The sequence below is a fragment of the Streptomyces chartreusis genome, from assembly GCF_008704715.1.
Lineage (GTDB): Bacteria > Actinomycetota > Actinomycetes > Streptomycetales > Streptomycetaceae > Streptomyces > Streptomyces chartreusis.
In genome coordinates this window covers 1,853,716-1,867,906 of the sequence record NZ_CP023689.1, presented here as the reverse complement: position 1 = coordinate 1,867,906, position 14,191 = coordinate 1,853,716, and the positions used below count along the sequence as shown (strand labels likewise).

General features: G+C 71.6%; 10 protein-coding genes and 1 pseudogene. 3 read left to right on the top strand and 8 right to left on the bottom strand.

Annotated elements, in window-relative coordinates; all coding sequences use genetic code 11:
- Window positions 1-7 precede the first annotated feature (7 nt).
- Window positions 8-1,834, bottom strand: coding sequence for an AMP-dependent synthetase/ligase (locus CP983_RS07740; RefSeq protein WP_150499062.1), 1,827 nt, complete (start codon window positions 1,832-1,834; stop codon window positions 8-10).
- 250 nt (window positions 1,835-2,084) lie between these two features.
- Window positions 2,085-3,584, bottom strand: a complete 1,500-nt coding sequence (locus CP983_RS07735; protein WP_150499061.1) for an MFS transporter — start codon at window positions 3,582-3,584, stop codon at window positions 2,085-2,087.
- Window positions 3,585-3,710: 126 nt separating this feature from the next.
- Between CP983_RS07735 and CP983_RS07730 the strand changes: the two genes are divergently transcribed.
- A complete protein-coding gene (locus CP983_RS07730; RefSeq protein WP_150499060.1) occupies window positions 3,711-4,691 on the top strand; it encodes an Lrp/AsnC family transcriptional regulator in 981 nt (326 codons plus the stop codon).
- 106 nt (window positions 4,692-4,797) lie between these two features.
- Here CP983_RS07730 and CP983_RS07725 read toward each other — a convergent pair whose 3' ends face one another.
- Window positions 4,798-5,661 (bottom strand): LysR substrate-binding domain-containing protein, encoded by an 864-nt coding sequence (locus tag CP983_RS07725; RefSeq protein ID WP_150499059.1) that lies wholly within the window; start codon window positions 5,659-5,661, stop codon window positions 4,798-4,800.
- Window positions 5,662-5,841: 180 nt separating this feature from the next.
- On the opposite strand from CP983_RS07725, the gene CP983_RS07720 reads away from it, so the two are divergent.
- Window positions 5,842-6,852, top strand: a complete 1,011-nt coding sequence (locus CP983_RS07720; protein ID WP_167537671.1) for a bile acid:sodium symporter family protein — start codon at window positions 5,842-5,844, stop codon at window positions 6,850-6,852.
- Here the strand turns inward: CP983_RS07720 and CP983_RS07715 are convergent.
- Both CP983_RS07715 and CP983_RS07710 read right to left on the bottom strand, forming a co-directional pair.
- Window positions 6,788-8,023, bottom strand: coding sequence for a DUF4185 domain-containing protein (locus CP983_RS07715; protein WP_150499057.1), 1,236 nt, complete (start codon window positions 8,021-8,023; stop codon window positions 6,788-6,790). The genes CP983_RS07720 and CP983_RS07715 overlap by 65 nt on opposite strands.
- Before the next feature lie 19 nt (window positions 8,024-8,042).
- On the bottom strand, window positions 8,043-9,929 hold the full coding sequence (locus tag CP983_RS07710; RefSeq protein ID WP_150499056.1) for a sialidase family protein: 1,887 nt from the start codon (window positions 9,927-9,929) through the stop codon (window positions 8,043-8,045).
- A 342-nt stretch (window positions 9,930-10,271) separates the two neighbouring features.
- Between CP983_RS07710 and CP983_RS45180 the strand changes: the two are divergent.
- Window positions 10,272-10,407, top strand: a pseudogene (locus CP983_RS45180) (isochorismatase family protein); the annotation flags it as partial.
- Between the two features lie 238 nt (window positions 10,408-10,645).
- Here the strand turns inward: CP983_RS45180 and fdhD are convergent.
- From fdhD to CP983_RS07690, 3 genes are read right to left on the bottom strand one after another with little or no spacing between them, the layout of a single operon-like run.
- A complete protein-coding gene (fdhD, locus tag CP983_RS07700; RefSeq protein ID WP_150499055.1) occupies window positions 10,646-11,494 on the bottom strand; it encodes a formate dehydrogenase accessory sulfurtransferase FdhD in 849 nt (282 codons plus the stop codon).
- A gap of 7 nt (window positions 11,495-11,501) precedes the next feature.
- Window positions 11,502-12,362, bottom strand: coding sequence for a 2Fe-2S iron-sulfur cluster-binding protein (locus tag CP983_RS07695; protein ID WP_030950548.1), 861 nt, complete (start codon window positions 12,360-12,362; stop codon window positions 11,502-11,504).
- On the bottom strand, window positions 12,359-14,191 hold the full coding sequence (locus tag CP983_RS07690) for an NAD(P)H-dependent oxidoreductase subunit E (protein WP_150499054.1): 1,833 nt from the start codon (window positions 14,189-14,191) through the stop codon (window positions 12,359-12,361). The genes CP983_RS07695 and CP983_RS07690 overlap by 4 nt, the downstream gene beginning before the upstream one ends.

Below are 14,191 nucleotides of genomic sequence, written 5' to 3'. Positions count from 1 at the left end.
CCCTGCCTCAGGCTTGGTACAGCGCCTCGACCTCGCCCGAGTACGCGTTCTCGATCGCCTTGCGCTTCAGCTTCAGCGACGGGGTGAGCAGCCCGTGCTCCTCGGTGAACGGCTGCGCGAGGATACGGAAGGTACGGATCGACTCGGCCTGCGAGACCAGGGTGTTGGCGGCGACGACCGCGCGCCGCACCTCGGTCTCCAGGTCGGGGTCCCGCACCAGCTGGGCCGCGGTCATCTGGGGCTTGTCGCGCATCATCAGCCAGTGCTCCACGGCCTCCTGGTCGAGCGTGACCAGGGCCGCGATGTACGGGCGGTCGTTGCCGACGACGATGCACTGGGAGACCAGCGGGTGGTCCCGGACGCGCTCCTCCAGCACCCCCGGCGAGACGCTCTTGCCGCCGGAGGTGACCAGGATCTCCTTCTTGCGGCCGGTGATCGTGAGATAGCCGTCCTCGTCGAGGGAGCCCAGGTCACCGGTGGCCAGCCAGCCGTCGTGCAGGGACTCGTCGGTGGCCTTCGGGTTGTTGAGGTAGCCCTGGAAGATGTTGCCGCCGTTCAGCCAGATCTCCCCGTCGTCCGCGATGTGCACGGTCATGCCGGGGATGGGCCGGCCGACGGTGCCGTACCGGGTGCGCTCCGGCGGGTTCGCGGTCGCCGCCGCCGTGGACTCGGTCAGGCCGTAGCCCTCGTAGATGTGCACGCCCGCGCCCGCGAAGAACAGCCCGAGGCGCCGGTCCATCGCCGAGCCGCCGGACATCGCGTGCCGGATGCGGCCGCCCATCGCCGCCCGCATCTTGGAGTACACGAGCTTGTCGAACAGCTGGTGCTGCATCCGCAGCCCCGCCGACGGGCCGGGCCCGATGCCCCACGCCTTGGCCTCCACGGCGTCCGCGTACTTCACGGCCACCTCGACGGCCTTCTCGAACGGGCCGGACCTGCCCTCCTTCTCGGCCTTGCGCCGCGCGGCGTTGAAGACCTTCTCGAAGATGTACGGCACGGCGAGGAAGAAGGTCGGCTTGAACGCGGCGAGGTCCGGCAGCAGCGCGGCGGCGTTCATCTGCGGCTGGTGCCCGAAGCGGACCCGGCCGCGGATCGCGGCGACCTGCACCATCCGCCCGAAGACATGCGCGAGCGGGAGGAACAGCAGGGTCGCCGCCTCGTCGCCCTTCTTCGAGTGGAACACCGGCTCCCACCGCTCGATGACGGTGTCCGCCTCGTACATGAAGTTGCCGTGCGAGATCACACAGCCCTTGGGGCGCCCCGTGGTGCCCGAGGTGTAGATGACCGTGGCGGTCGAGTCAGGCGTGACCGCCTGCCGGTGCCGGTGGACGACGTCGTCATCGAGGTGCGCACCGGCGTCGTACAGCTCCTGCACGGCGCCCGCGTCCAGCTGCCACAGCTGGTGCAGCCGGGGGAGCCGGTCGATGACGGTCGCGATGGTCATCGCGTGGTCCTCGTGCTCCACGATCGCCGCCGAGCACTCGGCGTCGTACAGCATCCAGAAGCACTGCTCGGCCGAGGAGGTCGGATAGATCGGCACCACCTGCGCGCCGATCGTCCACAGCGCGAAGTCGAAGAGCGTCCACTCGTAGCGCGTGCGGGACATGATCGCGACGCGGTCGCCGAACCGGATGCCCCGGGCCAGCAGGCCCTTGGCCAGGGCCAGGACCTCGTCACGGAACTCGGCGGCGGTGACGTCCCGCCACTTGTCGTCCTCGTCCTTGCGGCCCAGGACGACATACAACGGGTCCTCCTGGGCATGCTGGAAGACGACGTCGGCCAGGCCGCCCACCGGCGGTGCCAACGCCAACGGAGGGTTGGTGAACTCGCGCAAACCCCGCTCCCCGCTCCGAATGCCTCGGCTGAAAAGCTCCGCTCAGCGCCGTGAAAGCTACCCCACCCGCCGTGAGGGCGGGAGGGGGTGCAAAGCCGAGCGGTACTCAGGTACGCACAGGTCAGCGCAGGAAAATGCGCTCACATGGGGAAGGGTCGGACAGAAAACTGACGGTTGAGTAAGTTTCGGGCCCGTAATCTCCACCGAATCTGTACGACCCGGTTACCGGGTACGGGCCGTGTCGATCAAGTCATCCCCTGCGTACCGTCGTCTCCTCTGTCAGCGTACGAGAAGCCCCGGGTGTCACTGAGGTCTTCGTCACTGCCGGCCGCCTGACCAGGGCGAGCACCAGCAGCCCGGCCACCACGCCCGTGGTGCCCGCCGCCACCGCCACCGCGTTCAGCCCGTCCGCGAAGGCCGCGCGCAGCGTCTCCTCGCCGAAGGCGCCCCGCAGCGCACCGGCGCCGCCGCCCGCCAGGGCGTGGGCCGCCCCCTCCGGCAGCGAGTCGCCCATCCGCGAGGTCAGCACCGTGCCGAACAGCGCGATGCCGAGGGCGTACCCGAGCTGCCGGAAGGTGTTCACCGCACCGCCCGCCATGCCCGAGCGCTCCGGCGGCACCGAGGCCAGCGCGGCGCCCGCGATGCCGGGGGACACCAGCCCCGTCCCGACGCCCACCAGCACCAGCCCCGGTATCAGGGCACTCGCGCTCGACCCGGCGTCCAGGAACGCCATGCAGAACTGGCCCGCGCCGATCAGGAGCAGCCCGACCCCGATGGTGAGCCGCGCCGACACCCCGTGCAGCAGGCGCCCGCCGAGCGCGGCGACCACGAACGACGCCAGCGACAGCCACAGGAAGACCGCACCGCCGCGCACCGGGCTCATCCCGAGCAGCGTCTGGAGCCAGATCGAGGTGTACGCCATGGCCGCGAACGCCGCCGCGTTGAAGGCGAGCGAGCCCGCCATCACCCCGGAGAACGCCGGCCGCAGGAACAGCCGCGGGTCCAGCAGCGGATCGGCGACCCGCCGCTCCACCAGGACGAAGCAGACCAGTGCCAGGACCGCTCCGGCGAACCACAGCAGGGTCCCCGACTCGCCCCACCCGTGGCTCCCGGCCCGCACGGCGCCGTACGTCACCGCACCCGCGAACGCCGCGAACGTCACCGTGCCCGCCCAGTCGATACGACGGCCCCGGGCGCCCCGCGACTCCGGCACCACGCGCAGCGTCAGCCAAACCGCGGCCACACTCACCGGCAGATTGACGTAGAAGATCCACCGCCAGCCCGGTCCGTCGGTGAGCAGCCCGCCGGCGATCGGCCCGACCGCGGCCGCCGCCCCGCTGACCGCGCCCCACACGCCGAGCGCGACCGAGCGCCGCTTGCCCTGGTAGACGGAGCCGAGCAGCGGCAGGGTCGTCGCGAACATGGCCGCCGCGCCGATCCCCTGCAGCCCCCGGGCGGCGACGAGCATCTCCGGCCCGGTCGCGAGGCCGCACAGCAGCGACGCCGCCGCGAACACCACGACGCCGACGACATGGACGCGCCGGCGCCCGAGCACATCGGCGGCGGCCCCCACGCCGAGCAGCAGCGCCGCCAGCGCCAGCGCGTAGCCGTCCATCACCCACTGAAGATCGCTGAGCGAGGCGTCCAGCGCCCGCGCCATGTCCGGCAGTGCGACGATCGCGATCGTCACGTCCAGCAACAACATGAACGTGCCCAGGCACACGGCCGTGAGCGGCCCCCATGTGCGCATGACTGATTCCCCTCCGAATGCGAGACACGTACGCGAGCCGCGTACGTGTCCGTACGATGGGCCGTGCGCGGTCGATCACGGCCGTGCCGGGCGCCAGATCGCCGGAATCTGACAGGGGACGCGCCGATGGAGATGGAATCCGATGTCTTCGACCGGCTCGACCTTCAGCTGCTGTACGCGCTGGAGGTGAACGGCCGGGCGTCCTTCGCCCGCATCGGCGAGGTGCTCGGCGTCTCCGACCAGACCGTCGCCCGCCGCTACCGCCGGCTGTGCGCCGAGGCCGGCCTGAGGGTGGTCGCCGTCCGCGACCCGGAACGCCTCGGCCAGGACCACTGGACGATGCGGCTGCGCTGCGTGCCGGACAGCGCCCAGGCCATCGCCCAGGCCCTGGCGAAACGGGACGACACCAGCTGGATCGGCATCGCCTCCGGCGGCACCGAGGTCATCTTCGGCACCCGGCCGCGCAGCCCCGGCGACCGCGACGACCTCCTGCTCGGCAAGCTCCCGCGTACCCCGCGCGTCCTGGAGATCCGGGCCCACCAGATCCTGCACCGCTTCTACGGCGGTCCGAGCGGCTGGCTGCGCAAGTTCTGGGCGCTGACCGAGGACCAGGTCGAGGCACTGCGCCCCGAGCCGGTCCCCGAGCCCGGTCCGGCCCGTATCGACCCCGACGACGAGCCGCTGATCACGGCCCTGGAACGCGACGGACGCGCCACCTACCCCGAGCTCCAGCGCGCCACCGGCCGCTCGGAGTCCGCGGTGAAGCGCCGGCTGGCCGCGCTGCTGGCGTCCGGGGCGGTGTACATCGACGTGGAGTACCTGTCCGAGAGATTCGGCTACCCCTTCGCCGCCCTCCTGTGGATCACGACCACCCCGGCCGCCCTGACCTCGGTCGGCGAGGCGCTCGCCACCCACCCCGAGATCGCCCACGCGGCGGCGACGGCGGGGCCGTGCAACATCCTCGCGACGGCCGTCGTACGCAACAGCGCGGACCTGTACGGCTACCTGAGCGGCCCGATCGGCCGCCTGGAGGGCGTCCAGCACGTGGAGGCGTCACCGTTCCTGCGACGCGTGAAGCAGCTGACCTACCAGGTGCCGTCGCGTTGAAGCGCCCTTCAGGGGCGCGGGACTGTACTGGATCTGCGGCTGCCGCCGCGCGGGCGCGACAAGCCAAGGCGGACCGGCACCCGACCACGGACCTCCCGGCGAAGTCCTAACGCCGGTGCAACCGGTCCCCGCCCGCCAGGATCGCCGCCGCGAGCGCATCCGCCGCCCCCTGCGCGGCCGTCCGCCGCGGCCCGTGCACCAGCACGAAGTCGACCCGCCCGAGCTCCGGCAGCCCGGACCGCTCCGGCACCCGCACCAGCCCCGGCGGAATCAGCCCCCGCGAGTGCGCCATCACCCCGAGCCCGGCCCGCGCCGCCGCGATCAGCCCGTTCAGGCTGCCGCTGGTGCACACGATCCGCCAGTCCCGCCCCGCCCGCTCCAGCGCCTCCATCGCCAGCGCCCGGGTGATCCCCGGCGGCGGATAGACGATCAACGGCACCGGACGGTCCGGCTCCAGCCGCAGCCGCTCGGTGCCGATCCACACCAGCCGGTCGTGCCAGACCAGTTCGCCCCCCGGCTCCTCGGGGCGCCGCTTGGCCAGCACGAGGTCCAACTTCCCGGCGGCCAGCTGCTCGTGCAGGGTTCCCGAGAGCTCGACCGTCAGCTCCAGGTCGACCTCGGGGTGTTCGTAGCGGAAGCCCTCCAGGATCTCCGGCAGCCGGGTCAGGACGAAGTCCTCGGACGCGCCGAAGCGCAGCCGACCGCGCAGCCGGGTGCCGGTGAAGAACGACGACGCCTGCTCGTGCACCTCCAGGATCCGGCGGGCGAACCCGAGCATCGCCTCGCCGTCCTCGGTCAGCTCCACGGAGTGGGTGTCCCGGGTGAACAGCGGCCGCCCGGTGGCGTCCTCCAGCCGCCGGACATGCTGGCTCACGGTCGACTGGCGCAGCCCCAGCCGGCGGGCGGCCTGCGTGAAGCTCAGTGTCTGGGCCACCGCGAGGAACGTGCGAAGGTGGGAGGGGTCGTACACACCGTCAGACTACCCGCGGCTATCGTGGAACGTGATGACAGTCAGAGTGGTATGCCGGATTCCCGATCGCTGACCGCCGGAGGACGATGGGGAGGGCACGTCCGTGCCCGCAACCGGAAGTTCAGCGAAGCGACAGCGAAGTAGTGGAGCACAGTGAAACGCCTGCAATGGCCGCGTCGGATGCCGATCGACCCGTACATCCTGCTGCTGCTCGGGACCGTGGGCCTCGCGGCCCTGTTCCCGGCGCGCGGGGCGGCCTCCGATGCGGCATCCGGTGCCTCCACGGCCGCGATCGCCTTCCTCTTCTTCCTCTACGGCGCCCGGCTGTCCACCCGTGAGGCGCTGGACGGGCTGAAGCACTGGCGGCTCCATGTCACCGTCCTGGCCTGCACCTTCCTCGTCTTCCCGCTGCTCGGCCTGGCCGCCCGCGGCTTCGTCCCGGTGCTGCTGAACGAGCCCCTCTACCAGGGCCTGCTCTTCCTCACCCTCGTCCCGTCGACCATCCAGTCGTCGATCGCCTTCACCTCGATGGCCCGCGGCAACGTGCCCGCGGCGATCTGCGCCGGCTCCTTCTCCTCGCTGGTCGGCATCGTCGTCACGCCGCTGCTCGCGGCCGCCGTGCTCGGCAGCGGCGCCGGCTTCTCGGCCGACTCGCTGGTCGAGATCGTGCTGCAGCTGCTGGTGCCGTTCGCCGCCGGGCAGCTGCTGCGCCGCTGGATCGGGAGCTTCGTCACCCGGCACAAGAAGGCCCTCGGGCTCGTCGACCGCGGCTCGATCCTGCTGGTCGTCTACACCGCGTTCAGCGAGGGCATGGTCCAGGGCATCTGGCACCAGGTCAGCCCGCTGCGGCTCGGCGGCCTGCTCGCCGTCGAGGCGGTGCTGCTGGCCGTGATGCTCGCCCTGACCTGGTACGGCGCCAAGGCCCTGCGCTTCGACCGTGCGGACCGCATCGCGATCCAGTTCGCCGGTTCGAAGAAGTCACTGGCCGCCGGGCTGCCCATGGCGAGCGTCCTGTTCGGCGCGCACGCCTCGCTGGCCGTGCTGCCGCTGATGCTCTTCCACCAGATGCAGCTGATGGTGTGCGCGGTCATCGCCAAGCGCCGCGCCCGCGACGTCCAGGAGACGATCACCGTGTCGGCGCCGCCCGCAGCGTCACGAACCGCGGTCGGTACAGGGACACGTTCCGGCTGAGCTGCGCCGCCGCGCCGCCGGGGTCCAGCCAGTTGACGTCGTAACTCAGCACCAGGCGCCCGCCGCCGCTCAGTTCCGGGTGCACCTGCGGGTTGTAGGCGGCGACCTGGCCGCCCGGCGGCAGCGCCGGACTGAAGTCCTTCGTCGGCCCGTGCCACGGGCCGACGGGGGAGCAGGACCAGTACGACGTCACGCTCGTCAGCCCGTCGGTGCCGGCGGCCATCGTGAACAGCACGTACGTCCCGTCCACCCGCGCCACCGAGAACGCGCTCCCGACGCCGGTGCCCCGGCCGTCCCCCAGTACCGGCCGGAACCGCGGCTTCGCCTTCGACCACGCGGAGCCGTCCCAGTACCGCCAGGCCCCCGGCTCGCCGAGCCGCCCCTTCGGTACCCGCGCGGCATAGGCGCGCGAGACCGGACGGGAGGCCGCCTGACCGTCGTCGCCGCCGAAGACGTACGTCCAGCCGTCCTCCTCGAGGAGGGTCGTGCCGAACAGCACCCGCCGCGAGGGATCCGGCACCAGCTGCTGGTCGAGGACCTTCACGACCGACTCGACCCGCAGCTCGGGCAGCGAGAGCGTGGCCACCTCGGTCGCGGTCGGCACGCCGAAGATCCACGGTGACTGCCCGGCCGTGCGCACCCACAGCAGCACCCGCAGCACCTGCTCCGACGAGCCGGGGGAGCGGGGCTCGACGCGGGCCGCGACCGGCCAGCGCCACTGGTTCGGGGCGGGATCGGGGAACAGCGGCGCGGGGAGCGTGCGCTGAAGACGGCCGTCGCGCATGACGACCGCCGAGTTGCGCACCAGGGGAGCGGACGCCTCCCGCCAGGTGAAGGACTCGCCGAACGGGTTGGGCGGCGCGTGCACCTGCCCCAGGTAGGTGTCCGAGAACAGCCACAGCACCCGGCCGTCCGGCAGCCGCACCGAGTGCGTGCCGTCGCCGCCGGTCCAGTCGTCGGTGCGGGACGGGTCGTCGCCGTAGCGGGCGAACTCGGCGGTCAGGTCCTGGTGCGCCGACCAGGACGCCACCGAGTGCGGTGCGCACGCGCCACCGCCCTCCCGATCGCCGTCGTCCGGGAGGGCGGTGAGCAGCACGGCCGCGAGAACCAGGGCCAGCAGGAGTCCGAGGCCGGTTCCCGTGCGCTGCCGTGCACGTGCGTCGTCGGGCACGCCCGGGACGTTAGTGGCCTCAGCCCACTTGGTCCATGGGCAGCCACAGAACGGTGTCGCGGGTGTTCACCTTCTTGCGGGTGTCGGACCGTGTCGCCGACGCCGCGGTGAGCTCCGCGTCGCCGAGCGCCCGGTTCCACACGCGCACGTCGTCGAGGGTGCCGGTGAGGAAGGCCCGGCTGTCCATGCGCTGGCCGACGTGCACACCGAACGGCGAGTTCCGGCTGACCGAACCGGGCACGTCCGTGGTGCTGACCGCCCTGCCGTCGACGAACAGCGTCAGCCGGCCGTCGCCGCGCCGCAGGGCCAGATGGTGCCACTCGCCGTCGTTGGCGGCACCGCCCGCCCACACCGACGAGGTGTGCACGGTCCCGTACCCCTCCCGCGTGGTGATCAGGGCACGCACCCGGTCGTTGGCGGGCTCGCCGCGCATCCAGACCTGGGGCTGGGTGCTGCCGATCCCGCCCATCCACAGGAACGGCTGCTCACCGCTGGTCGCGGAGTAGCGGAAGAACAGCGACACCGTGAACTCGCCGCTGCCGAGCGGCAGTTGGGTGCGGTAGGGCAGGCGTACGGCGTCGTCGCGGCCGTCGAACTCCAGGGCGCCGCCGAAGACGCCGTCGGTCTTCGCGGGGCCGCCCAGGACGGTCGCGCGGGGTGCGCCGATGGCGAGGTCGGGGGTGGTCGGGTCGGGGCCGCGCCGGGGGCCGAGCCAGTCCTCGTCGAACCGGGCGAAACGGATCTCGTCCCGTGCGTCGACGGCGCCGCCCTCGTACATCAGGCCCACCGTGGACGCGTCGATCTCGGCCATGTCGGAGTACCCGGACCAGTCCGTGGTGACGACCTTGCCGCGGTCCACGCTCTCCCAGGTCTCGCCGCTGTCGTAGGAGCTGCGGATCATCATGGTCCGCCGGCGGTCCGGGTCGCCGGGCGCGGACAGCAGTATCCGGTTGCCCAACCGCAGTGTGGCGCCCTGGACCTGGGGCGTGTACAGGTCCGGCTGGTCGCGGAAGGGCCCGGTGAAGCTGTCGCCGCCGTCGCTGCTGTACGTCTGCGAGCGGTGCCCGAGGTCGGTGCCGTCCTGCTCCCGGCCGCTGATGAGGATCCTGCCGTCGGAGCGCTCGGTGAGCGTCACCTCGGACGGCTTCTGCCGGAAGGTGCCGTCGGCGGCGGAGATGGGCCAGGAGTCGGTGGCGCCGACCCGCCAGTTGTCGCCGCCGTCGTCGCTGACGATGAGCGCGGCGTGGTTGGCGCTGACCCGACTGCCGTCCCAGGTCTCGGTGTTGACGCCGAAGACGAGCCGGCCGGCGTGCTTGCCCTTGGTGAGCTGGATGCCGTGCACGGGGCCGGTGGCGTACCAGGAGTTCCAGTCCGCGGGCAGTATCTGGGGGCTCAGGTCGCGTGGCTGCGACCAGGTCCGGCCGTCGTCGTCGCTGTACTGGAGATGGGGCGTGCGATCACAGGGGACCGAGCAACTGCCGCTGTCCGTACGGCCCGTGTTGTACGTCTCGGCCAGCAGGATGCGCCCGGTCTCGTGGTCCACGATCGGCGCGGGGTTGCCGTGGGTGTCGCCGTTGCCCTCGTTGACGACCTGGAGCGGGCCCCAGGTGCGCCCGCCGTCGGTGGAGCGCTTGAGCACGATGTCGATGTCGGCGGAGTCCCCGCAGTTGAGCACCCGGCCCTCGGCGAACGCCAGCAGCGTGCCGTCCTTGGTCTTCACGATCGCGGGAATGCGGAAGCAGGCGTACCCGGGGTCCTGGGACGCCTTGAACAGCACCTGCTGCTCGAACAACGGGGCCGTCCTGGCCGGTTGGGCCTCCGCAGGACCTAATGTCGCGGCCGTCGCGGTGGTGGCGACGGCCGCGACGAGGGCAGCTCTGAGACGTGCGCGAACTCTTGACGGCATGGTGCGGCCCGCCCTTCATCGTCTGGTCATGCGTCCAGGCATCTGAACATTCGGACATCCCACGTCCAAAGTGCGCATCACAGACGTTAGTTGGGCTATCGCATTCATCACAAGAACCGTGCACGTGTCATGTCACGGATGGAGTACCGCTGTCCCCCGGTTGACTCGCGACTCAGGCGCGACGGGCTTGACGGCCCCCTCTTCAAGCAGCCTCCAGGTCATATGCCCGAATCGTCCCATTGTCCGAACTGTATGACACAAGCCGCCCGCCACGCGGGAGCGCCGCGACGGTGTTGACGCGGATTTCCCGTACTCAGAGCTGACGGCGGTTGACGTTCCGTCATGACCGCACCGATCGTGCGCCGGCCCGTACAGACCGCCCTCGTGCTGGTCGACCTGATGGGACCGCATCGTCGCCCTGCCCCTGGAGCCCCGGAAGAGGACCGAAGCCCTCGCCGTCTCGCAGGAGTTGGCGGCAGGAGGGTGGCATCGAGATCGTGAAGCGGACGATCGGCGGCTTCCACATCGCCACCAGAGCACGAGGCGTCGGTACGGCTGGACTTCCGGAGGCCGGGCTCGGTGGTACGGGCCGCGGACGTGTCCTTCACGAGCGGCTGAGCCGCCGGCCCGGTCATGAGAACAGCGGGGCCCCGGCTACGGCGCAGGGGGCGCTCCCCGCCGGTTCGGGGCCCCGCCGCCGTGTCGCGGGGAGCCGGTCAGGCCTGGGCGGCCGCGGTCCGCAGGGCGAGCCGGTGTTCGCCCGCGTACACGTTCATGGAGCTGCCCCGCAGAAAGCCCACCAGTGTCAGCCCGGTCTCCGCGGCCAGATCCACGGCCAGCGAGGACGGCGCCGAGACCGCGGCGAGCACCGGGATACCCGCCATCACCGCCTTCTGCGCCAGCTCGAAGCTGGCCCGCCCCGAGACCAGCAGGATCGTCCGGGACAGCGGCAGGTCGTCGTTCTGCAGGGCACGGCCGACCAGCTTGTCGACCGCGTTGTGGCGGCCCACGTCCTCCCGTATGTCCAGCAGCTCACCGTCCTCGGTGAACAGGGCCGCCGCGTGCAGGCCCCCGGTCCGGTCGAAGACCCGCTGGGCCGCGCGCAGCCGGTCGGGGAGGCTCGCGAGCAGTTCGGGATCGACCCGGACCGGGGGAGTGTCGGAGATCGGCCAGCGGGCCGTCGTACGGACGGCGTCCAGGGACGCCTTGCCGCACAGCCCGCAGGACGACGTCGTGTACACGTTCCGTTCGAGAGTGATGTCCGGTATGACCACGCCCGGCGCGGTCCGCACGTCCACCACGTTGTACGTGTTCGAACCGTCCGCCGTGGCGCCCGCGCAGTAGACGATGTTCTCCAGGTCCGGGCCCTCGGCCAGCACGCCCTCGCTCACCAGGAAACCGGCCGCCAGCGCGAAGTCGTCGCCGGGGGTGCGCATGGTGATCGCGAGCGGTTTGCCGTTGAGGCGGATCTCCAGCGGTTCCTCGGCCACGAGCGTGTCCGGGCGGCTGGAGACCGCCCCGTCCCGGATCCGGATGACCTTGCGTCGTTCCGTGACTCGTCCCATGTTTCTCTCAGTCCCGGTTCTGTACGTGCTGGTAGCCGAAGCGGCCCTTGATGCAGAGGTTGCCGTGGGTCACCGGGTTGTCGTGCGGTGAGGTGACCTTGACGATCTCATTGTCCTGCACATGGAGCGTGAGGTTGCAGCCCACACCGCAGTAGGCGCACACGGTGGTCGTCTCGGACTGCTTGCTCTCGTCCCAGGTACCCGCCGCCCGCATGTCGAACTCCGACTTGAAGGACAGGGCGCCCGTCGGGCAGACCTCGATGCAGTTCCCGCAGTACACGCACGCCGAATCGGTGAGCGGGGCGTCGTGCTCCACCGCGATGCGCGCGTCGAACCCGCGGCCCGCGACCGAGATCGCGAAGCTGTTCTGCCACTGGTCCCCGCACGCGTCCACGCACTTGTAACAGAGGATGCACTTGTCGTAGTCCCGCACATACAGATCGTTGTCGACCTTCGGTTCCTCGTTCAGCCGGGCCGCGTCCGGGCCGAAGCGGTCCGGCTTGGCCTCGTACTCCTTGAGCCACTCGGCGACCCGCGGCGTCGTCGACAGGTCGACCGAGGAGGCGAGGAGCTCCAGGACGATCTTGCGGCTGTGCCGTGCGCGCTCCGTGTCGGTCCTGACCTCCATGCCGGGCTCCGCCTTGCGGGAGCAGGCCGGGACGAGGGTGCGCGAGCCCTCGACCTCGACGACACAGACCCGGCAGGCGTTCTTGGGCCGCAGCGTGTCCCCTTCGCACAGCGTCGGGACGTCCTTCCCGGCCGCCCGGCAGGCGTCGAGGACGGTCGAACCCTCGGGGGCGCGCACCGGCTCCCCGTCGATGGTGAACTCCAGCAGCCGGCGCGGAATCCCCAGCGGTGTCACGGTCATTCGTACGCCCCCAGTCGGTCGATGGCGGATTCCACGGCGTTCCACGCGGTCTGTCCGAGACCGCAGATGGAGGCGTCCCGCATGGCGCGGCCGACCTCCCTGAGCAGGGCGATGTCATCGGCGGCAGCCGCGCCCGTCCGTTCGGCGATCCGGTGCAGCGCCTCCTCCTGCCGGACCGTCCCGACCCGGCAGGGCACGCACTGCCCGCACGACTCGTCACGGAAGAACTCGGCGATGCGCAGCAGCAGCCGGGGCAGCGGCACGGTGTCGTCGAAGGCCAGGACGACACCCGAACCGAGCGTCGTGCCCGCCTCCCGCGTGCCCTCGAAGGTGAGCGGGATGTCCATCTCGTCCGGCCGTACGAAGCCGCCCGCGGCGCCGCCCAGCAGCACCGCCCGCAGCCCCTCGCGGACCCCGGCCAGCTCCAGCAGCTCGCCGAGCGTCGCGCCGAACGGCAGCTCGTAGATCCCGGGCCGCGCGACGCTCCCGGACACGCAGAACAGCTTCGGCCCGGTGGACCGCCCGGTCCCGATCGCCGCGTACGCCGGGGCTCCCATGGTCAGGATCGGCAGGACGTTGACCAGCGTCTCGACGTTGTTCTCCACCGTCGGCTTGCCGAACAGGCCCTTCTCCACCGGGAACGGCGGCTTCGAGCGCGGCTCGCCCCGGTAGCCCTCGATGGAGTTGAACAGGGCCGTCTCCTCGCCGCAGATGTACGCCCCGGCGCCGCGCCGGATCTCGATGTCGAAGGCGTAGCCCTGACCGAGGACGTCGTCGCCGAGGAAGCCCCGCGCGCGTGCCTGCGCGATGGCGTGTTCCAGACGGGCGAGGGCGCGCGGGTACTCGCCGCGCAGATAGAGGTAGCCCTTGTGGGCGCCGGTCGCGTACGCCGCGATCGTCATGGCCTCGACCAGCGCGTACGGGTCGCCCTCCATGAGCACGCGGTCCTTGAAGGTGCCCGGCTCCGACTCGTCGGCGTTGCAGACGAGGTAGTGCGGATGGTCGGGCTGCGACGCCGTGGCCTGCCATTTGCGGCCGGTGGGGAAGGCGGCGCCGCCACGCCCGACCAGGCCGGAGTCGGTGACCTCGCGGATGACTCCGGCGGGACCGAGCTCGAAGGCCCGGCGCAGTGCGCTGTAGCCGCCGTGGGCGCGGTAGTCGTCGAGACTCATGGGGTCGACGACACCCACGCGCTTCAGCAGCACCAGCTCGTCGCTGCCCGCCTGCGGTACGGCCATCGCGGCCGCCGGCTCCTCGGGCGCGGAGTCCGGGGCGCTCGCGGCGAGGACGGCGTCGTGCACGGTCGCCGGCGCCGCCACCGCCGTACGCACCGGGTCGCCGGCCTTGATCGCGAGCGCCGCCGGCGCCCGTTCGCACAGCCCCAGACACGGGCTGCGCTCGACCGACACCCCACTGCCGAGCCCGAGGCGTGCCTCGATCCCGGCGCACAGGTCGTTCGCGCCGGCCGCCGCGCAGGCGAGGTCCGTGCACACGTGCAGCACGGTCGCGGGACGCGGCTTGACGGAGAACATGGCGTAGAAAGTGGCGACGCCGTACGCCTCCGACGGCGGCACCGTCAGCCGCCGGCACAGGTAGTCGAGGGCGCCCTCGCTGATCCAGCCGATCCGGTCGTTGATCGCGTGCAGCCCCGGCAACAGCAGGTCGCGGCGGTCCCGGGCCGCGCGCCCGCCCTTGGCCCACCTGAGGTCGGCGGCCCGCATCTCATCGCGGGCGGCGCCCTCCCAGGACGACTCGGGCGGCCCGAGCAGGGCGTCGACGGCCGCCCGTTCGTCGTCCGTCGGTTTGCTGTCACCGAAGTGCAGGTCCAC

Coding starts and splice junctions, on each gene's coding strand:
- CP983_RS07735 (WP_150499061.1), bottom strand. CDS start 3,584: ATGCGCACATGGGGGCCGCTCACGGCCGTGTGCCTGGGCACGTTCATG.
- CP983_RS07730 (WP_150499060.1), top strand. CDS start 3,711: ATGGAGATGGAATCCGATGTCTTCGACCGGCTCGACCTTCAGCTGCTG.
- CP983_RS07720 (WP_167537671.1), top strand. CDS start 5,842: ATGCCGATCGACCCGTACATCCTGCTGCTGCTCGGGACCGTGGGCCTC.
- CP983_RS07710 (WP_150499056.1), bottom strand. CDS start 9,929: ATGCCGTCAAGAGTTCGCGCACGTCTCAGAGCTGCCCTCGTCGCGGCC.
- fdhD (WP_150499055.1), bottom strand. CDS start 11,494: ATGGGACGAGTCACGGAACGACGCAAGGTCATCCGGATCCGGGACGGG.
- CP983_RS07695 (WP_030950548.1), bottom strand. CDS start 12,362: ATGACCGTGACACCGCTGGGGATTCCGCGCCGGCTGCTGGAGTTCACC.